Origin of the sequence: Deefgea rivuli DSM 18356 (genome assembly GCF_000620145.1) — a bacterium.
In the GTDB taxonomy this organism is placed as follows: domain Bacteria; phylum Pseudomonadota; class Gammaproteobacteria; order Burkholderiales; family Chitinibacteraceae; genus Deefgea; species Deefgea rivuli.
In genome coordinates this window covers 1-20,488 of record NZ_JHVM01000017.1, presented here as the reverse complement: position 1 = coordinate 20,488, position 20,488 = coordinate 1, and the positions used below count along the sequence as shown (strand labels likewise).

Sequence of the window (20,488 nt, the reverse complement as noted above, 5' to 3'; positions counted from 1 at the left end):
AAAACAACCCACTGCAACTGCACTAGCTACTGCCTTACTACTGAACGTAAACAACTGCAACATCTACTCTCTAACTACTACTACTCAGCTAGCTACTACTTCAGCATCAAGTACTTAAACAAATACTTCAAAAATAAACTACGACTACTCAGCAAATAAATACAAAGCTAAATCAACTTATAAATAAAATTGTTAATTACGGGGCGCCCGATCGACACCCCGCATGGCTGAATTGGCGAAATAAATTGCCAGTCAATCACTACGCAATACGCTAATCCAGAACTATGATCATTAAATGATCAGGAGTGGCATGTACTGCCGGTTACGGATAAACACAAGACATTGGAATCAATCAATATGACCTCCTTTGCTGCAGTTTAACGACAAAAAACCCAGTACTGCCAATCTAAAGAGCATGGAAATAAACCGTTAATTTCGTTTATTTCTATTTTTTATCTACATCAATGGTGACCGCTAGGATCGCCATACTCCGAACACTTTCGGGTAGAGATCAAATGATTGATCTTAAATAGCAAGAATGCCAGATACTAAATACATCACATCGGAATCAATCAAATCTTGCTCCTTATGTTTTGCTTCAGTGAAGGTAAAGCCCACATTGCATATTTGAAACCCCGCTTTGTGTTGCGATAGAGTTACTCTAGTCCTAAATATTCAATCCTGCAACATATCCCGACGACCAGGCCCATTGAAAATTGTAACCACCCAGCCAACCGGTCACATCAACCACCTCACCAATAAAATACAAACCCGGTACATTTCGCACCATCATGGTTTTAGAGAGGAGCTGATCGGTATCCACACCGCCTCGCGTGACCTCGGCTTTTTTGTAGCCCACCGTACCCGATGGCTTGACTTGCCAAGTATGTAAATCAGCTTCAATCGCTAATAGCTCTTTTGTAGAGTATTGCTTGAGCGGCCTTATTTCACCGTACTTAGCGAGCCATACTAGCAAAAATCGCTTTGGTAACACATCAGCAAGTACGTTTGAAATCAGTGAATCACGATTGGCTAGGCGGAAAAAATCACTCAGATCAAGATCAGGAATTAAATCAATTGCTAGCGTTTTCCCCGCATCCCAAAAGCTAGAAATTTGCAAAATTGCGGGGCCAGAAACACCTTTATGCGTCAGCAAAATATCTTCGCGGAACGACATTTCGCCACAACTCACCACTACATTTTCTAATGCAACACCGGCCAGCTCGGCCCATAAATCTTCCGCCTGAAAGGTCAGCGGCACTAAAGCAGCCGCCAATGGCACGATAGATAAACCAAATTGCTTGGCGATTTCATAGCCCAAAGGCGTTGCGCCGATTTGCGGAATCGATAAACCGCCACAAGCAATCACTAAAGATTCACACTGCCAAACTTCAGTCGGCGTCGTCACCACAAAACCGCCGTCGATCTGTTCAACTTGGCCAATCGACGTCCCCATGCGCCAAATCACACCGCCTAAATCCACTTCAGCTTTCAGTAAATCAATAATGCCTTGCGAATTTTGGTCGCAAAATAATTGCCCCAAGGTTTTTTCGTGATACGTCAGGCCATATTTTTCAACTAAAGCGATAAAATCATGCTGGGTATATTGCTTAAGCGCTGACTTCACAAAATGCGGATTATTCGAGATATAACATTCGGGACGAACATTTATATTGGTGAAATTACAGCGCCCGCCGCCCGAAATTCGGATTTTCTCTGCCAATTTTTGGCTGTGATCAATCAACACGACTTCGCGTCCACGCTGCCCCGCCGTTGCCGCACACATCAAGCCTGCAGCACCGGCACCAATAATCACTACATCGGTTTTAATCATCAAAAATCCTTGTTCAATAGCGAATTGTACCGTCTTTGAGCCTTATTTTCTGACTAAAGCACAACCCCAATGGCATTATTACTGACGATTTAATTCGCTTTACAGCGTAAAATCAGCTTCGTAACCTCACACATTCCGAAGGATTTCACCCATGCAAAAAATGATTGTTTCTGATTTAGATGGCACTTTGCTCGATACCGAGCACAAAGTGGATGCCTTCACTGCGGCAACATTTCAAGCATTGGCAGCGCAAGGCGTGCAAATCACGATCGCGACAGGACGGCATTTTTTAGATGTGAAAGGAATCCGTGAAAGCTTAGGTGTGTCGGCGCACTTGATTACGTCGAACGGCGCTCGCGTGCATGATCCAGATGATAATGAAATTTTTGCTGAAAACATCGAAGCCGAACTGGCTCAAGCACTGATGCAGCCCGATGTTTCTGCCGGCACTTTACTCAACGCTTATACCGATGACGGTTGGCTCGTCGAGCGCGATTGCCCTGAGCTAGTTGGCGTGTATTACAAAGATTCAGGCTTTAATTATCAAGTCGTTGATCTTAAAGCACACGCTGGCGACGGTATTGCCAAGATTTTATACATCGCTGATCACGCGACACTAACCGCAGTTGAAGAAAAAATTATCGAACGTTTTGGTGATGAGGTTTACATCACTTTTTCTGCCGATGATTGCCTTGAAGTGATGGCACCAACGGTATCCAAAGGCCACGCACTGACTGAAGTGCTTGGCCGCCTACGAATTGATGCGGCGCATTGCTACGCTTTTGGTGATGGGCAAAATGACATTCAACTACTCGCCGTCGCGGGCAACCCATTTATCATGAGCAATGCCAGCCCGAAACTCAAAGCCGCGCACCCGAATGCCACCATGATTGGCAGCAATGATGAACACGGCGTGGCGCAGCAATTACGGAAGATTTTTGCACTCTAAAATCGCCCCATAGAACGGTAGGCCAGTAGCTAGCAATCCAGCTTCAAAACGCGCATGATAAAGCCCTAATCCATTGTGAATAGGCGCTGATCATGCGTATTTTTTTATTTGCCGCACTACTAACTATCAATTCGGCGCTCTATGCACAAAGCTGCCCGCCCTTATTGCAGCACCAATTTAAAACCTTAAAAGGCGAAATTTTAGATTTATGCCAGTACGCTGGCAAGCCGATTTTAGTCGTCAATACCGCCAGCAAATGCGGCTTCACGCCACAATTCACCCAGCTTGAACAGCTCTACACCAAATACAAAGATCGCGGTTTATTGGTGATCGGCTTTCCATCGAATGATTTTCGCCAAGAGCTAGAAGATGACAAAGCGATTGGTGATTTTTGCAAGCTAACTTATTTTGTCGAGTTTCCAATGATGAGCAAAAGCAGCGTCATCGGTAAAAATGCCAGTCCCTTCTATCAGCAGCTTAGAGCCGCTTCCGACACGATGCCCAAATGGAATTTTTATAAATATTTAATCGCGCCCGACGGCAAAACCGTAACCGCCTACGCGTCAACGACCGAGCCTAATAGCCCAGAAATTGTTGGAAAAATAGAGGCGTGGCTACCGAAAAAGTAGTTGCTCAGTGAATGATTAAACAAAAACGGCGATCAATCTTAATGATTGATCGCCGCTTTTATTTACTCAGTGAATCCTCACTCTTTTAATGACGTCACCAAAGCTTGGAAAGCATTTTTGTCTTGGTCAAAATCGTATAAAGCGCCACGCAAGATATCAAAGTACCAACCGATCAAACTTAAAGAGCCATTTTGCACACGCTCGGCGATAAATGGAAAACTCATTAAATTATCCAGCGATACAATAATCGCCGCCATCTCACAAGCACGGATCTGTCTATCATGCGATTTATGCGCTAGCTCACGCTTCACTTGCTCACGAGCCGCGTCAGCGATACGCACCCAACGACCAATAAAATTAGCCTCAGTCTTTGGCGTACTCTCATCCATTAGCGCCTTAATCCCGCCGCAGCCGGAATGCCCCAGAACAATGATTTTACTCACTTCCAGATGCACCACCGCATACTCAATCGCCGATGAAACCCCGTGAAATGCCCCGCCCGTTTCATACGGTGGCACTAAATTGGCCACATTACGCACGACAAACAAATCACCCGGATTACAGTCGGTTAATAACGCAGGATCAACGCGCGAATCCGAACAGCCGATCAGCAAGGTCTTGGGATTTTGCCCCGATTGCAATTCGGCAAATAAATCTCGGTGCTCACCAAAATATTTATGCTGGAAGCGGCGAAATCCACCAATAAACTTTTCAATCTCTTCCACTTAAAGTGCCCCTGTTGCCATTATGATTTTTGGGCAATTCTACTGCTTTTCTGCCATCTCTGCCGCACTCCTCGCAAACGAAACCACGGCCGCCGATTGAGCACATAAAATACGAGAACAGGTACGGCTCTGATTTGTCATATTTTCCGGCATGGTTCAAATTTTTTGAATAATATACACAAGTATTTACGCTATCCGTAAACATCCACTGCGCTTATGATGCGCTATCAATTCAGAAATACTGAATAAGGAACTCACCCAATGAAAAAAACAGCGCCATCTCATTATGATGCCTTGCAAATCGGCCTGCATTGGCTGGTTGCGATTTTGATTGCCTGTGCTTTTGCATTTGCTTGGATTTTCGACGACATGCCTTTGTCGCCCGATAAATTTAAAATGATTAATTGGCACAAATGGACGGGTATTACCGTACTGAGCTTATTTGTCATACGCTTCGGCTATAAACTCATTAGGGGTATACCCGATGTTGATGCCAGTATACCGCCAGTACAGCGCAAGATCGCAGTGAGCGTGCATCACTTACTCTATCTTTTGATGTTTTTACTGCCTTTAGTAGGTTGGCTAATGAGTTCAGCGAAAGGCTTTCCAGTTGTATTTTGGGGCGTATTGCCGCTGCCTGATCTCGTCAGCAAAAACGAAGGCTTGGCAGACATTCTCAAACAAGCGCACGAATTACTCGCCTATGGTTTGCTCGCCATTATTGGCCTACATATCGCCGGCGCTTTAAAACATCACATTATTGATAAAGACAGCACCTTGGCGCGGATGCTGCCATTTTTAGCTAAAAAATAACATTTATATTTATTGGAGCCATCATGTTTCGCACTTTAATCGCCACTAGCATTTTACTCATCGGTGGTAATGCCATTGCAGCACAAACCATCGTGCCACAAAAAAGCCAAATCAATTTTGCGTTCAAGCAAATGAATACGCCAGTGGATGGCAGCTTTAAAAACTTCACCGCCAAAGTCAATTTTGATCCTGCCAAGCCTGAAACAGCCAAAGCAGAAATCATTGTTGATTTGGCCAGCATCGATGTCGGTGGACCTGATGGTAATAACGAAGCCAAGAAAAAAGCTTGGTTTGATATTGCCAATACGCCTAAAGCCACTTTCACCGCCAGCAGTGTCAAAGCATTGGGCGGTGGCAAGTTTGAAACCAAAGGCAAGTTGACGATGAAAGGCCTGACCCGCGACGTCGTTGGCACGATGAGTGCAAAAGCCGTTGGTAATGATCTCTTGCTCGAAGGCTCAGTGCCGTTACTGCGTTTGCAATACAAAATTGGTGATGGTGTTTGGTCTGACACTGGCACTGTGGCCGATGAAGTGACTGTGAAATACAAACTGCTGCTCACCGGCAAAGCAGACTAATTTAGAACCGTAAACCCACAATACGGTCATACAGCAAGTCCATTTTAACTAAGAAACATCGTTTTTTACAAAAACCACACTGGAGCACCACCATGAAAAAAACCATCACCTCAGCTATTTTTGCAGCCCTTGCCAGCAGCGCTTTCGCAGCACCTGCCGTCTACACGATTGATCCATCACACACTTTGCCATCGTTTGAAGTGAACCATTTGGGCTACTCAACCCAGCGCGGTTCATTTGATAAAACCAGCGGTACAATTACGCTGGATCTAGAAAAGAAATCCGGCGCAGCCGATATCAAAATTGATACGACCAGCTTGCGGACTGGTTGGGAAAAACGCGATGCTCATTTGAAAGGTGAAGACTTTTTTAATACTGAAAAATTCCCAGCGATGACATTTAAAGGCTCAGACTTTAAATTTAATGGCGATAAATTAGCCAGCGTAGGCGGCCAATTAACGATGTTGGGCGTAACGAAACCGGTTACTTTGCAAATCACGAATTTCAAATGTGCACCACACCCAATGAGCAAAAAACCAGCTTGCGGCGCAGATGCAGTGACCACCATCAAACGTAGCGACTTTGGCATGAGCGCTTATGTACCTGCAGTGAGCGACGAAGTTACATTGCGCCTGCAAGTTGAAGCTAGCCAATAATTTCGTACTCTGCCCCAGTAAAGCCAAGCGAATTTGCTTGGCTTTTTTTGCGCAGTTTTACTGCCCTACACGCGTCCTTCATGCCTTGCACGGCAGGCAATGTAGTGTAAATCAGTTACACTACAAGGCTGATCAACTAGCTTGATCCCGATTTTGCGGCAAATTGCTGATGGCTAATATGGCTGAAAATGTTTTATCAATCGATCTGCAACTGTTTGAATTAAAGCGTCAGGACAGCCTTTCGCCCGCAGAGATGCGTCAGCAAGCCGAACACATTCAGGCCGCAGCAGAACGCATTCAATATCCACACGGCATCACCGAAGCGATGCTCTTTCTCGCCCATTTACTCTGGGCCGACATGGATTTCCCTCGCGCTAGCCGCATCATCAAACAAGCTATTCAATTGGCTAAAAATGATGGTGCACTCAATCTATTAGCCGATGCGTATCATCTCTCAGCTCTTATCCATGTTGCCAAAGGGCGCTATACCCCTGCTCTATCTCAATGGCTTCATTGCTTAAAGTTGATGCGCTGCGTACAAGAAGAACGCTTATACATTGATGTATTAATTGGCTTTGGTAATTTATGGACGATTGATCAACAAAATGAAAAAGCCCAATTTGAACTCAAGCATGCGCTTGAGCATGCACTGCGTATCCAGAGCAAACCACTAGCCGCCAAAGCAGCCATCTGTTTAAGCCGAGAACAACTAAAACTAGGCCATTTTGAAGAAGCTTTAGCCAGTTTGGATCAAGCAGAAACCAGCCTAAGCACACTCAATAATCCAACTTGGCTCGCCGAAATCTATAATTACCGCGCCCGAGCTTGGCTTGCCTTAGGTAAACCAGATCAAGCCCACGCGCATTGCCTACACGCATGGCAGTCGGTCGCCAATCAAAGCCATCTGGTTTGGGCACAATGCCTTACCTTGGTTTCGCTGGCACAAATAGCTTTAGCGAAACAGACTAATCCACTGGAAGATTTAAACCAAGCAAGTCACTTGGCTGAGCAATATCATTTGCAGTTTTTCCTCAGCCAAATCGCACTGATCCGCTCGCAATATGCCGAAAAACAAGGACTTTGGAATGATGCCCTTGCAAGCTTTAAGCAGTATCGCCAATATGATTTAGGCGAACTCGCTCAGCACCAGCAACAAGGTCGCCGCGATTTTAGCTCAATTCAATTTATGCGCTTAGCACAGCAAATCGAAGTGCAACGCGAAAAAAACGCGAACAGCCCCCAAGCCACAGCGCCGCTCAGTACGCAGCCGCACAATGCTTTACCACGCTATGTATGGCTGCAGCGGCTCACAAGCTATACCACCCAAAATACAGAATATGGCGTCGTTTTTATTCGCTTGCCGAGCCATAGTGAGCATTTTCCTGCACAACGCAAAATGTATTTACTCGCCGCCATGTGTACCGAGCACAGCGTGTTTTGCCAGTACGCAGCCAATCTCTATGCAATTGCCATTCCCACGACGACTGAAAAACGATTTGCGCAATACCAAGACAATCTGCGCCGCGTGCTCACCATCCTTCCTTTAGATACTAAGGATGTGGGCATTGCCGCGACTTTAGGTCGACCAGGGCAAACGCTGCATGAACTGATTACGCAGATTGAAACACCTTTATTTGCGGAGCGGGTATGAACAGCTCGCTAAGTATTTTTACTGAACAATTGCAGGACATCACAGCGTATTTGGCTGGAAATTCCCCACTGCAAGCCCTGGCTTTAATTCATGAAATTAGTAGTAGCACCTATCAATTTGCGACGCCCAAACAGCGCATTGCATTATTACTACTCAAAGCACAGGCAGAAACTCAATTAGGCCAAGGGCATGCCTTAGTGACGACGCTGAATGAAGCGCTGAACCTATCGCAAGACAGTGAGTTTGCGCTAGAACGTTTGCATATTTTGCATCAGTTGGCGGATCAAATTTATACCCTTGGCGACTATCGGCAATCGATTCAATTGTGGATGCACTGCATAGAGTTGGGCCTTGAATTAGGTGAAATCAGCAGTGCTATTTTGGCCTTTATTTCAATCGGCGGGATTTTTAATGCCGCCAATGAACATGGCCGTGCATTCAAATTACATCAGCAAGCTTTTAGTTATTGCAGCAATATCGCTACACCTAAAATTTACTGCATTATTCGCCTGTATCTAGCTGCAGACGCCATGTGGCTTAAGCGGCCAAGCGATACCCTAAGCCTACTTGATGATGCCGATCCCATAATCGCGCAAAATCAGTTTTATCATGAACAAGCCGAATCCCATTTGTGGCGTGCACAAGCCTTGCTGCAACTTCAGCAAATCAGCGCGGCGATTAGCCACCTTGAGCAAGGCGTGCAATGCGCCCAAGCGCATCACCACTACTGGGCACAAATCAAATGTGGGCATCAGCTAGGCCTTGCCTATCTACAGCAAGCCCGCTACTTTGATGCCGAGCAAGCGTTACTCGAAGCGCAAGCAATTGCGATGGACAATGAATTTACGCAATTATTGCGCGATTGCTGGCTCGCCCTCTCGCAAGTGTATGAACACATGGGTCAAGCCCAGCAAGCACTATTTGCCCTGCAATCGGCGCATGGCCTAGAACATCATCTCGCTAAAAGCGCCCCGATCTTAGAACTAGAACCACGAATTTTAAAACGTCTGGCGCAACTAGAAACACGCTTTAGCCTAGAAATTAGCCGCCAAGAAAATCGTCAATTACTCGCAGCACAAGCGCAGCAAATCCAGAAACTCAAGCAGTTACGTACCGAAGTGGAACAAGACCCTCTGACCAAACTCGCTAATCGCCGCTGGATCGATGCGCATTTGCCGCAGCAATTGCTCAAAATAAACGACGCCGAGCCTTTATCGATTTTATTGCTTGATTTGGATCACTTTAAACAAATTAACGATGATTTTTCGCACTTGGCGGGGGACGAAGTATTGCGCGATTTAGGGCTCATTTTGCAGCACGCCTGCCGTGAGATGGACACGCCAGTGCGCTATGGCGGCGAAGAGTTTCTGATTGCGCTGACGGGCTTAAATTTGTTTTCTGCCGCCAAAGTGGCGGAACGAATTCGCACCCAAGTGCTAGCGCATAAATGGCCGACGAGTATTGGCGGACGTATCTTGACCATCAGTATTGGCGTCGCACAAGCCCAAGCGGCCGATAGCTTAAATAGTTTGATTCAGCGCGCCGACCAAGCGCTGTATCGCGCCAAAAGCCTAGGGCGTAATCGGGTCGAATTATAATCATTCATCCTGAACTCAGACCCGACTTCATCTTGCCTTACCACTCATGCCATTTTTGATTCAAAACTAAAATCAGGCCGAGCCCGCAGCAAGCCATTTCGAAATACTGTGCTCCTGCGTCAAATGCTCCAACCACCACTTCAAACCATGACCCACGCCCATATTGCGCCACGCAAAACACATCCGAATCGGCGCATTCACTTCTGCGACCGCTTTAGCGACTAAGCGGCCATCCGCCAAAGCTTCATTCGCCAAAGCCTGCGGTAAATAACCACAGCCTAAACCCGCAATTTGCGCCGCCACTTTATGCTGCATATCCGGTACGCGTAGTGTTTCTTGGCCGGACAACAGCCCAATCGTGTACGGCAATAAATTACGCGATGAATCGGGAACGACAATCGCCCGATATTGCTGGATTAATTGCGATGACAAAGGCTCGGTCGCTTGTGCCAAAGGATGCGTCGGCGCGACGGCAAACACACTACGCAACTCGCCCAAACTTTGCGTCGATTGCGTTGATGCATTGCCACCGAGGTGACTAATTGCGCCAATAATCAAATCAGCGCGCCGCTCTTGCAACGCCTCCCAAGACCCACCCAAAGATTCTTGCGTGAAACGGATTCGCGTTCCCGATTGCAGCGCATCAAATTGCGCCATCATTGGAAACATCAATTCCATTGGCAATACCGTATCCACCGCAATCACCAACTCAGTTTCCCAACCTGTTGCCACGCGTTTAATGCGGCATTCCAATTCATTAGCGGCAAGCAATAAATGCCGCCCTTCATTGAGCAGCTCAACTCCCGCGGCAGTGAGTTGCGCGCGATGACCACTGCGATCAAAAATTTCAACACCCAAATCGTCTTCCAATTTGCGCACCATATACGTCACCGCAGACGGCACACGATGGACTTCGGTCGCCGCCGCGGCAAAACTACCGCGCCGCGCAATCGCATCCAGGATCTCAAGCGCTTCTAAAGAAAGACGGAGCATAATCATTCCAATTTTTTGAATAAGACATTGGGTTTTCTTCGCTATCACGGCGAGAAACCTAGGTTTATTATGGCATACATCATTCAAAAACATTGAAGGAAGCCATCATGATTACTGTTCGCAAATCCAATGAGCGTGGCCACGCCAATCATGGCTGGCTTGATTCGAATTTTAGCTTTTCATTTGCCGAATATTACGATCCAGCGCATATGAGCTTTGGCGCACTGCGCGTCATTAACGACGATCGCATCGCCGCAGGCATGGGCTTTGGCACGCATCCGCACCAAGATATGGAAATCATTACTTATGTATTAGCGGGTGCGATTGAGCACAAAGACAGCATGGGCAATGGCTCAGTCATTCGTCCTGGTAATGTACAGCGTATGAGCGCGGGTACGGGTGTACGGCACAGTGAGTTTAATCCAAGCCCTACTGAGCAAACGCATTTGCTGCAAATCTGGATTTTGCCAGCGCGCAAAGGTGATGCGCCATCGTACGAAGAAAAAGCTTTTTCAGATGCCGACAAGCGCGGCCAATTGCGTTTGGTTGCCAGTAGCGATGGTGAGGCTGACTCTGTGACAATTCATCAAGACGTGAAGCTATATGCGGGTTTATTTGACGGCGCAGAAAGTGCCACAATGCCAATCACCATCGGCCGCAAACTGTATGTCCATCTTGCACGCGGCACTGCCGAAATCAATGGCTTGCTACTACAAGCGGGCGATGCGGTGATGCTAACGCAGGAAACACAACTCACTATCCAGCATGGCGAACAAGCTGAAGTCTTGGTATTTGATCTGTTTTAATCGGGCAAGCCAAACAAATCCCGCAGCCGCGACAACATTTCGCGTGGCTGCGGGGCTGGCAAAGCTGTTTTTGCATGCTCGGAAATTAATTGGTGATACTGCGCTTGTCGCCGCGCCAGTACCAAAGAAAATGCCTCGGCTAGTTCTTGTCGTACCAGCAATAAGCCTTGGAAAGTCGCACGATCTAATCGATAGCATTCGGCATTACCCATCGCGGTAATTTGAATCGGAAAGCGATCACCCGTCATCAAAGCAATCTCACCAAAAAAACTCCCCGCCGTGAGTGTGCCCAAAGGATGCAATACACCATCGGGCGTTGCTAGCGCTTGCTCCATTTCGCCTTTAATCAAAATATACAACCATTCCACTTCAGCACCCTGCGCCAGCACTGTTTCTCCGCGTACAAACGGCGTGAATTTGAGTCGATCCGATAAAGCCAGCAACTCAACTTCATTCAAGGGTGCTAGTAATTCCAAGCCGCGCAATACCGCCAAGCGCTCTTCGGTATGGCGTTTATGGCGAACTTCGGAATATTTTTTATTATCGAACGACAGCAATAGATTGTACTGCGGCGGAGAAAATCGGCGGCCATTGCGGCGTAAGGCCGCATCAATCGCAGTACGCACCAAAGAATCGGTGGCATCATCGTGCATTAAATCAGTCAACCAATAGCGTAGCGCAAATCGGCCAACACCTTTATCGGCCTCCATCAGTATGCATTGCGGCGCAGGCGACTCCGCCACATTGGCGAGCATACCCTGCAATAATGCAATTTCCACCATGCTAATAATTTGCGTTGGCAGCGTTTCCAGCGACACATCAAAATACACCCAGCGCCGCCACATTAACGGTTTACCTTGCCGCTTACCCAAAATCAAAAAGCGATTGCGCGTCAGCATGCTATTGGGCAAGACCACCGTTTCACCATTGCGCGTTTCCATATAAGTCGCACGCCACGTCACATCAACCACTTTGCCGACCACATCATCGACCTTGATCCAATCACCCGCCTCGATACTGGCATCCCATTGCAAAGTCAGCCCTGCTAACACATTGCCGATGGTATCTTGCATTGCAAACGCCAGCATCGCCGTCAACACTGTGGAAGTCACAACAATTTGCGACAAATCCAGTCCCGCTTGACGCAACTGATACATGCCCCAAATCACAAACACTAGGGTCACCAGAATATCTTGCAAAATTCGCGGGGGGCGCAGATTAAATAGCGGTAAGAACAGCCGAAAGAACACTAAACCAAGTAAGCGGATCACCACCAGTCCAGCAATAAAAGGCAAAACATACTGGCGAATCTCAGCCAACGCCGAGTTGGGTACAAAAGGTAAACAAGCAATGATCGCCGCCAGAACTAGCCAAAATAGCCAGACTAAAACCGTGCGCCGCAAAGAAGGATGACGCACATACAGCACCATCGTTAGCAGCCACGCCACCAACAAAAACCAAGCGCTGTTCTGCCAAGGGCTCGCAAACAAGGTCAACCAGATCTCAGCCATAGTATGGCCCTCGCGCTACTGATCTTGTTGTTATAGCTCGAGCTAGCGTACAGGCTGTAATTAAATCCAGAAACTCACAGCAGCACAAGCAGGTATATAAAGGTATATCGATGTAGGCTATTTAAATAAAAGGCCACCTTCATATACCCATTATTTAGATCGCGGATCCAGCGCCGTGCGTAAGCCTTCGCCGATGAACACCAGCATCAGCATCAAGCCCAGCAATACAGCGAAGGTAGACAGCGAAATCCACCATGCATCCAAATTGGCTTTGCCTTGCGCCAACAATTCGCCCAGCGACGCCGTTTGCTGGCCGACGCCTAGCCCCAGAAAATCCAAGCTCGTTAGCGCCAAAATCGCTGCGCCCATTCTAAACGGCAAAAACGCCAGCACCGGCGTTAAGCTATTGGGCAGCACATGGCGGCGAATAATTTGCCAATCGCTCAAGCCCATGCTGCGCGCGGCCAATACGTATTCTTGATTGCGATTACGCAAAAACTCAGCGCGCGTGTAATCGGCCAAGCCCATCCAGCCAAACAAGGTCATTAAAATCAGCAATAAAGCGAAGCTAGGCTCAAAAATCGCCATGAAAATAATGAGCAAATACAGCTCAGGCAAAGACGCCCAGATTTCCGAAATTCGCTGGCCGAATAAATCCACACGACCACCAAAATAGCCTTGCACACCGCCAATCAACATCCCCAGCACCGATCCCGTTAAGGTCAGCGCCAAGGCAAACAAGGCGCTAGTGCGAAAGCCGTAAATCAGCCGTGCTAATAAATCTCGGCCTTTGTCATCCGTCCCCAGCCAATTGGCTTTTGAGGGCGGCGCTGGATTGGGTTCAGTTGCAAAATAATTCAGCGTTTTTACGCCATAACGATTGGGCGGGAAAATCGCCCAATTGCCGGCTTGCTGTAATTGCTGCTCAATAAACGGATCGAGGTAATCCGTTGGCGTTGGGAAATCGCCACCAAACGTGATTTCGGGATAATCTTTTATGAGCGGGAAATACAGCGTACCGTGATAGCTGACCAAATACGGCTTGTCGTTCGAAATCAGCTCCGCGCCAAGGCTTAAAATAAAGCAAAACAGAAACAGCCAGAGGCTAATCAGTGCACGGCGTTGCGCCTTAAATCGCATCCAAGCGCGTGACCAATAATTGGGTGACGTCGCGGTCATCATGCGCCCTCCCCAGCTTTACCAAACTGCACCCGAGGATCCAGCAGCACATAGCCCATATCCGATAACAAACGCCCAAACAAGCCAAGCAAAGTGAAGAAGTACAGCGTGCCCAGCACCACCGGATAATCGCGGCGCATGACCGATTCATACGCCAGCAAACCCAAGCCATCCAGCGAGAACAACGTTTCGATCAATAAGCTGCCAGTAAAAAATGCCGCAATAATCGCCTCAGGCAAGCCAACCACCAAAGGCAGCGCCGCGTTGCGGAAAATATGTTTCCAAAAAATCCGCCGCTCCGACGCGCCCTTGGCGCGCGCGGTGGTCACATATTGTTTGTGGATTTCTTCGAGAAAACTGTTCTTGGTTAGCATCGTCAAACTAGCAAAGCCACCGACCACCATCGCCGTAACAGGCAGCGCCAAATGCCATAAATAATCCATTACTTTGCCCATCATCGTCAGCGATTCCCAGTCGTCACTGGTCAATCCGCGCAGCGGAAACAGTTGCCAAAACGAGCCGCCACCAAATAGCACCAACAGCACCACGCCCAACACAAACGACGGAATCGCATACGCCACCATTAGCAGCACCGTCGTTGCCGCATCAAACCGCGTGCCTTGTCGCACTGCTTTGGCGACACCGAGCGGCACCGCAATCAAATACGTCAACAGCAGGCTGCTAATCCCCAAGCTCATCGACACTGGCAGCTTTTCCCAAATCAATTGCGTCACGCTGGCATGGCGAAACCAACTGTCGCCCAGATTCAATGTCGCGTAGTTTTTCAGCATTTGCCAGAAGCGCTCCGGCGCTGGTTTGTCAAAACCATACTGCACCTTAATTTGGCTCAGCTGCTCCTCAGACAAACCGCGCGCTGCCTGATACGCTCCAGCGCTACCCGAGGTATTGCCCGCTGATTCACCTGCTCCGCGGCCTTTAAGCTGATACACCATCTGCTCCACCGGCCCACCGGGAACAAATTGAATCACAACAAAACTGACCAACAAAACGCCGAACAGCGTTGGGATCATCAGCAGTAAACGTTTGAGGATGTATTGCAGCATGAAAAAACCTTCAAATCGTAGGATGGGTGGAGCGAAGCGATACCCATCAATCTAAGCAACAATAGGTATCGCCAAAATTCGGCTCAATCCATCTACGAGCAGCAAAATTAGCGAAGTGCACGTAGTGCAAAATATGTATTGGCTGATAAACCAGCTGTATCTATCTTATTGATTTCTTCGATTGACACAGAAAAATCCAATAATCTAGTTCTATCGCCAGAATTTTGTTTAAGTGTGTTTTGCAGACACATCACCAAATGATCCCGCTCTTTAGATTCTTTCAATAAACCATGAGCAATACTTTTTGCATAAAACAACTCAGCCTCAACCGTTTTCAATTTTTCAGCATTGGAAACAAAATCAGGATGATCGACATGGTACTCAAAAGAAGCATAAACGCCCTTTTGATTTCTGACATTTCTAGCCCAGCAAAGTGCGTTTGCGGTTTCAAATTCCCATCTTGCAACAGCTTTTGTTGTCACATCTCTAACGTAATGCAGTGTTTGAGCATCATGCTGGGCCCTCCAGCTGCTCAATGCTTTATATGCAATTACTACAGTTACTATGGTTGCAACAGTAGAGACGGACGAAATCATTATTTCAACAATATCTTTTGCTCCAAGCTCAGAAATTTTCCGAAGAATCGAGCTGATCAACACTAATATTTCAACAATTAAACTCTCAATAGTCATTTCACCCACCACGTCTCCAGCATCCAATCCCCCGCCTGATAATACAGCGGCGTGGTTTCTGGCATTGCAAAGCGGTCTCGCCATGCGATGCGGTGCGTGGCGCTGTACCAATGCGGGATGATGTAATGCCCAGCCAATAAAGCACGATCCAAAGCGCGCACTGCTGTGATTTGCTCTTGGCGATTTTTTGCTTGCAATACATGGCCAATCAGCGCGTCAATTGCCGGATTCTTTATGCCAAGCACATTGCTACTGCCTTTGATATCGGCCGCTTTACTGCCGTAATAATCCAGTAGCTCTTGCCCTGGACTTTGCACGCTAGGGAAAACCAACACGATGACATCAAAATCAAACTCATCTACGCGACGTTGATATAAAGCATGATCAATTTCGCGCACATTCATTGTGATGCCCAGCTTGGCTAAATTGCGCGATTTGGAGGGGAAAACACGCCCCATTGAGCCGCCATCATCCAGCACTTCAAATATAAACGGCTCGCCTTGTTGATTACGCAAGGCGCCATCACGGTATTCCCAACCGGCCTGTTTGAACAGCTCTCGTGCTTGACGTAGATTGTCCCGTAAAGAATGCGGTGGATTGGTGCTGGGCTGCGATGACAATTCGCCAAACACGCTAGCGGGTAGATACTTTTTCAGCGGAGTCAGCAACGCCAGCTCGGCCTCTGATGGTTTAGCACGGGCAGCCAATTCGCTATTGGCGTAAAAGCTATTGAGTCGTTGATATTGCCCATAAAACAATTGCCGATTCAGCCATTCAAAATCCAGCGCCAAGCCCAAAGCTTGCCGCACGCGAATATCGGCAAACAGTGGACGCCGTGTGTTCATCACAAAGCCTTGCATACGGCTGCTATTGTGATGGCGCAGCTCGCGTTTGATGATTTCGCCGCTGCGAAATTTTGGCCCCTGATACTGCCGCGCCCAGTTACGCGCGCTGTATTCAGTAATGAAATCAAATTCACCGGCTTTAAACGCTTCCAGCCGCGCCACATCGTCTTGGTAATAGCGGTAAGTGATGCGGTCAAAATTATATTGTCCGCTGCGTGTTGGATGATTTTTCGCCCAATAGTCATCGCGCCGCTGGTAGCTGATTTGTTTGCCAAACTTGTAATCGGCAATTTGATACGGTCCCGACGCAATCGGTTTTTCCAGTGTGATTTTATCCAAGCTCAAGCCGCCGCCCCATTTCTTGGAAAACACGGGCAGCGAGCCAACGATGATGGGTAATTCACGGTTTGGCACTTTAAAGCGATAGCGGATTGTTTTTGCATCCAGTACGTCTATGCCCGCCACATCCGCCAGTTGCGAAACATATTGCGGCGCAGCGAGCTTGCTCTTCAGTGTATTAAAACTGTGTTTTACATCCGCCGCCGTAACGGGATCGCCATTATTAAAGCGCGCTTGCGGGTTCAGCGTAAACGTCACCGATAGGCCATCAGCCGAGATATCGATCTCTTTCGCTAATAAGCCGTACATCGTCGCTGTTTCATCCAAGCTCATCGTCCCAAGCGATTCAAACATCAACGCGCCCAAGCCTACGGCCGAGGTACCTTTAATAATAAAAGGATTAAACGAATCGAAACTGGTGCGTCGATCAGGATTGGGCAGGATAATTTCACCGCCTTTTTTTGCCTGCGGATTGGCATAGCTAAAGGCGCTGAAGTCGGCGGGATATTTAGGCGCGCTACCGAGGGCAATCGCATGCGCGGCAAAGGCTGGCGACACGAAGACCCAGCTCAACAGGAAAAGGAATGATTTCATGCTACCTATGATAAGCCAGTCGCCCACAAACGGCAGCAATCCTCATGGGTTTGGCGTGTTAGAATCACACTTCATCCTTATAAGTTCTTATAAGTACACCGTTCCCGCCTGCGGGACGATAACACCCAGAGCCTTGTCATGCCTTTTTTAGCGATTGAAACTTCTTCTGAGTACCTGTCTTTTGCCGTCGATATGCCCAGCGGCATCGTGTCGCGCGAATGGCTGGCGGGGCAAAAACAAAGCGAAATCACGCTACCGTATTTGCAAGTGTTTCTCGATGAATTGGGTCTGAGCATGCAAGACATTAGCGGCATCGCCTACCCGAGCGGCCCAGGCTCATTTACCGGTTTACGCATCGGCTGTGGCATCACACAAGGCCTGGCGTTTGCGCGCAATATACCCGTAGTGGGCATCTCCACGCTGGCGGCGATTGCTGAAGCTTCTGGAGTAATACGGGTCGTTAGCTGTATCGACGCCCGTATGAATCAAGTGTATTTCGCCAGCTTTGAGCGTGTTAACGGTGACTGGCAAGAAGTCATTCCAGCCTTGGTGTGCAATCCAGAAGATGTGCCACTGCCAGTCGGTAATGATTGGCTCGGTGTTGGCAATGGTTTTGCCGCATATACGGAGACTTTAAATGCGCGCTTAGGCGAATGTGTGACTGAGATCAAAGCCGATCTTTACCCACATGCGGCACAATTATTAGCCTTAGCTTTGCCCGTATTTGCCGCAGGCCAAGGCCAGCCCGCCCATGAAGCGGAGCTGGTTTATTTGCGTGATAAAGTCGCGCTCAAAACGCACGAACGAGTTAAAAAATAATGCTCAGCCTGCTAAGCACCCAACATTTAAGCGACGTCATCGAGCTGGATGAAGCGACCAATCCACACCCGTGGACTGGCAAGCAATGGGTAGATTCTTTAGAAAACCACACGTGCTATGGTCTGTGGCAAGGCGAGCAATTACTGGGTTTTGCGGTGTGCATGATTACGCTAGATGAAGCCGAATTATTGCTAATTGCGATTGCGCCTGAGTTTCAAAGAAAACAACGCGGAAGCCAACTGATTCAAGGCGTATTAACTGAATTGGCTGCTCAAGGCGTGCTGAAATTATTTTTAGAAGTGCGAGAATCCAACGATGCCGCTTGTGGTTTTTATCTTCGCCATCAGTTCGAACAAGCCGGACGACGTAAAGGGTATTACTCTACAAGCATTGGTAGAGAAGACGCTCTGCTCTATACCCATAAGGTAGCTGCATGAATCGCCGCGCTTTAATTCTAAATGAACTGGGTTTAAATCCGCAATGGGTACGCCATGAAGTGCTCGCGGCGATGGAGGCTGAATCGCTCACAGACGAATCTAAAAGAGCTGAATCTCAAAGCATCACAGCAGAGCCAATTAAGGTCTCAGCAGTAACGCCAGTCAACGATCCGCATTTCAGCCCAATTGCGAATGTCGCTCATCAGCGTATTGAAGCACAAATACAGCAGTCCGAGCACAAAGCCCCCTCGAACAAAGCGGCTGCGGCGCATTTGTTATTACAACAAAATCGCCCTACTTCCAGCACGGAAAAAGTGCTTAGCGCTGAAGATGTGAGCCGCAGCGACGAACGAACTGAGCGCATCAAAACACTGAGCTGGGAAGAACTCCGCGTCGAAATTGCCAGCTGTACCGCCTGCCCACGCAGCGAACAGCGTGAGCAAGCGGTGTTTGGCACCGGGCAAAGTAATGCGCAGCTGGTGATTGTGAGCGATGCGCCAAGCAAAGCCGAAGAGCAAGCGAATCTAGCCATCGTCGGCCCGGCGCAGCGCATGCTAGCTCAAATGCTAATGAGCTTAGGCTCACAGCCATCGACCTTTACCACCAACGCAGTAAAATGTTGCAGCTCACGCAATCCGACCAGCCAAGAGATCAAAGCCTGCGCGCCATTGCTGCAGCGCCAAATTGCATTGGTTCAGCCGAAAGCTATCTTTGCAATTGGCCAATTCGCCGCAGAATCAACGCTCAACAGCAACGCACCGATCCGCGAATTACGCAGCAAAGTGCAGCAATGCCAGTCTATCCCGACCATCGTCAGCTACCATCCAAGCTATTTACAGCGCAATGTCCACGATAAAGCAAAAGCTTGGCAGGATTTATTACTACTTAAAACTGTCTTGAACCCATAAAAATAGCCACCCGAAGGTGGCTATTTTTATGCTCAACGTAAATAATTAAGAACTAGGTATATCGCTGTAAAACTTAGCTCTAATGACTTAGCGAGCAATACCCACCTTGCTCCATTTCTCGCGGACAGCAAAAAGCCCGACTCTTTCGAATCGGGCTTCTTACTTAATGGGGAGTCTGGCAATGACCTACTTTCACACGGGCAATCCGCACTATCATCGGCGCTGAGGTGTTTCACTGTCCTGTTCGGGATGGGAAGGAGTGGGACCACCTCGCTATGGTCGCCAGACAAAAACTTGTCTGATGCAGTGAGTCTCCTCACCACACGAGAGTTATCGCATTCTGCTTTTCGCTCGATTTAAACATTTTCATGTCTCATCTCCGCAATCAGCCTACAGCGCTAACTCGAATTCAATAGAAGAAGTAATTATACTACACACCAATCAACACTATTTCAGTATTTATCTTTCGTATCATGCACTTACGTACACTCCACGTTTTTTTGGGTTGACTATATCTTCGTCGCTTCACGCGTCTCAGGTTATAGGATCAAGCCTCACGAGCAATTAGTATTGGTTAGCTTAACGCATTACTGCGCTTCCACACCCAACCTATCAACGTCCTGGTCTCGAACGACTCTTTAGAGGATTTAAAACCCTAGGGAAATCTTATCTTGAGGCAAGTTTCGCGCTTAGATGCTTTCAGCGCTTATCTCTTCCCGACTTAGCTACCCGGCAATGCCACTGGCGTGACAACCGGTACACCAGAGGTCAGTCCACTCCGGTCCTCTCGTACTAGGAGCAGCCCCCCTCAAATTTCCAACGCCCACTGCAGATAGGGACCAAACTGTCTCACGACGTTTTGAACCCA

The 20,488-nt window shown here is 48.0% G+C and carries 19 protein-coding genes and 2 rRNA genes; 11 read left to right on the top strand and 10 right to left on the bottom strand.

Annotation, left to right across the window (positions count from 1 at the left end):
* Positions 1–667 precede the first annotated feature (667 nt).
* A complete protein-coding gene (locus Q320_RS0108615) occupies positions 668–1,834 on the bottom strand; it encodes a BaiN/RdsA family NAD(P)/FAD-dependent oxidoreductase (RefSeq protein WP_027468667.1) in 1,167 nt (388 codons plus the stop codon).
* Positions 1,835–1,985: 151 nt separating this feature from the next.
* On the opposite strand from Q320_RS0108615, the gene Q320_RS0108610 reads away from it, so the two are divergent.
* Both Q320_RS0108610 and Q320_RS0108605 read left to right on the top strand, forming a co-directional pair.
* Complete coding sequence (locus Q320_RS0108610) at positions 1,986–2,783, top strand: Cof-type HAD-IIB family hydrolase (RefSeq protein ID WP_027468666.1); 798 nt, start codon at positions 1,986–1,988, stop codon at positions 2,781–2,783.
* Positions 2,784–2,875: 92 nt separating this feature from the next.
* The gene (locus tag Q320_RS0108605) at positions 2,876–3,412 is read left to right on the top strand and encodes a glutathione peroxidase (RefSeq protein WP_027468665.1); all 537 of its coding nucleotides are present in this window, start codon (positions 2,876–2,878) and stop codon (positions 3,410–3,412) included.
* 77 nt (positions 3,413–3,489) lie between these two features.
* On the opposite strand, the gene Q320_RS0108600 is transcribed toward Q320_RS0108605, so the two are convergent.
* Positions 3,490–4,137 (bottom strand): carbonic anhydrase, encoded by a 648-nt coding sequence (locus Q320_RS0108600; RefSeq protein WP_027468664.1) that lies wholly within the window; start codon positions 4,135–4,137, stop codon positions 3,490–3,492.
* Between the two features lie 261 nt (positions 4,138–4,398).
* Between Q320_RS0108600 and Q320_RS0108595 the strand changes: the two genes are divergently transcribed.
* From Q320_RS0108595 to Q320_RS0108575, 5 genes are all read left to right on the top strand, one after another.
* Complete coding sequence (locus Q320_RS0108595) at positions 4,399–4,950, top strand: cytochrome b (RefSeq protein ID WP_035853235.1); 552 nt, start codon at positions 4,399–4,401, stop codon at positions 4,948–4,950.
* A 23-nt stretch (positions 4,951–4,973) separates the two neighbouring features.
* A complete protein-coding gene (locus Q320_RS0108590) occupies positions 4,974–5,528 on the top strand; it encodes a YceI family protein (protein WP_051534603.1) in 555 nt (184 codons plus the stop codon).
* A 92-nt stretch (positions 5,529–5,620) separates the two neighbouring features.
* A complete protein-coding gene (locus Q320_RS0108585) occupies positions 5,621–6,184 on the top strand; it encodes a YceI family protein (RefSeq protein ID WP_027468661.1) in 564 nt (187 codons plus the stop codon).
* 169 nt (positions 6,185–6,353) lie between these two features.
* Positions 6,354–7,835 (top strand): tetratricopeptide repeat protein, encoded by a 1,482-nt coding sequence (locus Q320_RS0108580; RefSeq protein WP_027468660.1) that lies wholly within the window; start codon positions 6,354–6,356, stop codon positions 7,833–7,835.
* Positions 7,832–9,433: a GGDEF domain-containing protein gene (locus Q320_RS0108575; protein WP_027468659.1), complete on the top strand. Its 1,602-nt coding sequence runs from the start codon at positions 7,832–7,834 to the stop codon at positions 9,431–9,433. The genes Q320_RS0108580 and Q320_RS0108575 overlap by 4 nt, the downstream gene beginning before the upstream one ends.
* 72 nt (positions 9,434–9,505) lie before the next feature.
* Here Q320_RS0108575 and Q320_RS0108570 read toward each other — a convergent pair whose 3' ends face one another.
* A complete protein-coding gene (locus Q320_RS0108570) occupies positions 9,506–10,426 on the bottom strand; it encodes a LysR family transcriptional regulator (RefSeq protein WP_027468658.1) in 921 nt (306 codons plus the stop codon).
* A gap of 107 nt (positions 10,427–10,533) precedes the next feature.
* Here Q320_RS0108570 and Q320_RS0108565 point away from each other — a divergent pair, with 107 nt between their 5' ends.
* The gene (locus Q320_RS0108565) at positions 10,534–11,232 is read left to right on the top strand and encodes a pirin family protein (protein ID WP_027468657.1); all 699 of its coding nucleotides are present in this window, start codon (positions 10,534–10,536) and stop codon (positions 11,230–11,232) included.
* On the opposite strand, the gene Q320_RS0108560 is transcribed toward Q320_RS0108565, so the two are convergent.
* The 5 genes from Q320_RS0108560 to Q320_RS0108540 all read right to left on the bottom strand — a co-directional run bounded on the left by Q320_RS0108560 (position 11,229) and on the right by Q320_RS0108540 (position 17,456).
* Complete coding sequence (locus tag Q320_RS0108560; protein WP_035853233.1) at positions 11,229–12,743, bottom strand: mechanosensitive ion channel family protein; 1,515 nt, start codon at positions 12,741–12,743, stop codon at positions 11,229–11,231. The two genes, Q320_RS0108565 and Q320_RS0108560, sit on opposite strands and share 4 nt — an antisense overlap.
* 150 nt (positions 12,744–12,893) lie before the next feature.
* Positions 12,894–13,925, bottom strand: coding sequence for an ABC transporter permease (locus Q320_RS0108555; protein WP_027468655.1), 1,032 nt, complete (start codon positions 13,923–13,925; stop codon positions 12,894–12,896).
* A complete protein-coding gene (locus tag Q320_RS0108550; protein ID WP_027468654.1) occupies positions 13,922–14,986 on the bottom strand; it encodes a microcin C ABC transporter permease YejB in 1,065 nt (354 codons plus the stop codon). The genes Q320_RS0108555 and Q320_RS0108550 overlap by 4 nt, the downstream gene beginning before the upstream one ends.
* Positions 14,987–15,093: 107 nt before the next feature.
* Positions 15,094–15,678 carry a hypothetical protein gene (locus Q320_RS0108545; RefSeq protein WP_027468653.1) on the bottom strand — a complete coding sequence of 195 codons (585 nt, stop codon included), beginning with the start codon at positions 15,676–15,678 and terminating at the stop codon, positions 15,094–15,096.
* A complete protein-coding gene (locus tag Q320_RS0108540; RefSeq protein WP_027468652.1) occupies positions 15,675–17,456 on the bottom strand; it encodes an extracellular solute-binding protein in 1,782 nt (593 codons plus the stop codon). The genes Q320_RS0108545 and Q320_RS0108540 overlap by 4 nt, the downstream gene beginning before the upstream one ends.
* 138 nt (positions 17,457–17,594) lie before the next feature.
* Here Q320_RS0108540 and tsaB point away from each other — a divergent pair, with 138 nt between their 5' ends.
* From tsaB to Q320_RS20750, 3 genes are read left to right on the top strand one after another with little or no spacing between them, the layout of a single operon-like run.
* Positions 17,595–18,275 carry a tRNA (adenosine(37)-N6)-threonylcarbamoyltransferase complex dimerization subunit type 1 TsaB gene (tsaB, locus tag Q320_RS0108535; RefSeq protein WP_027468651.1) on the top strand — a complete coding sequence of 227 codons (681 nt, stop codon included), beginning with the start codon at positions 17,595–17,597 and terminating at the stop codon, positions 18,273–18,275.
* Complete coding sequence (gene rimI, locus Q320_RS0108530; protein WP_051534602.1) at positions 18,275–18,712, top strand: ribosomal protein S18-alanine N-acetyltransferase; 438 nt, start codon at positions 18,275–18,277, stop codon at positions 18,710–18,712. Before tsaB ends, rimI begins: the two co-directional genes overlap by 1 nt.
* Positions 18,709–19,620 carry a uracil-DNA glycosylase gene (locus Q320_RS20750; RefSeq protein ID WP_051534601.1) on the top strand — a complete coding sequence of 304 codons (912 nt, stop codon included), beginning with the start codon at positions 18,709–18,711 and terminating at the stop codon, positions 19,618–19,620. Before rimI ends, Q320_RS20750 begins: the two co-directional genes overlap by 4 nt.
* A 173-nt stretch (positions 19,621–19,793) precedes the next feature.
* On the opposite strand, the gene rrf is transcribed toward Q320_RS20750, so the two are convergent.
* Positions 19,794–19,907: ribosomal RNA gene (gene rrf, locus Q320_RS0108520) — 5S ribosomal RNA — on the bottom strand.
* A gap of 256 nt (positions 19,908–20,163) precedes the next feature.
* A 23S ribosomal RNA gene (locus Q320_RS0108515) occupies positions 20,164–20,488 on the bottom strand; the annotation flags it as partial.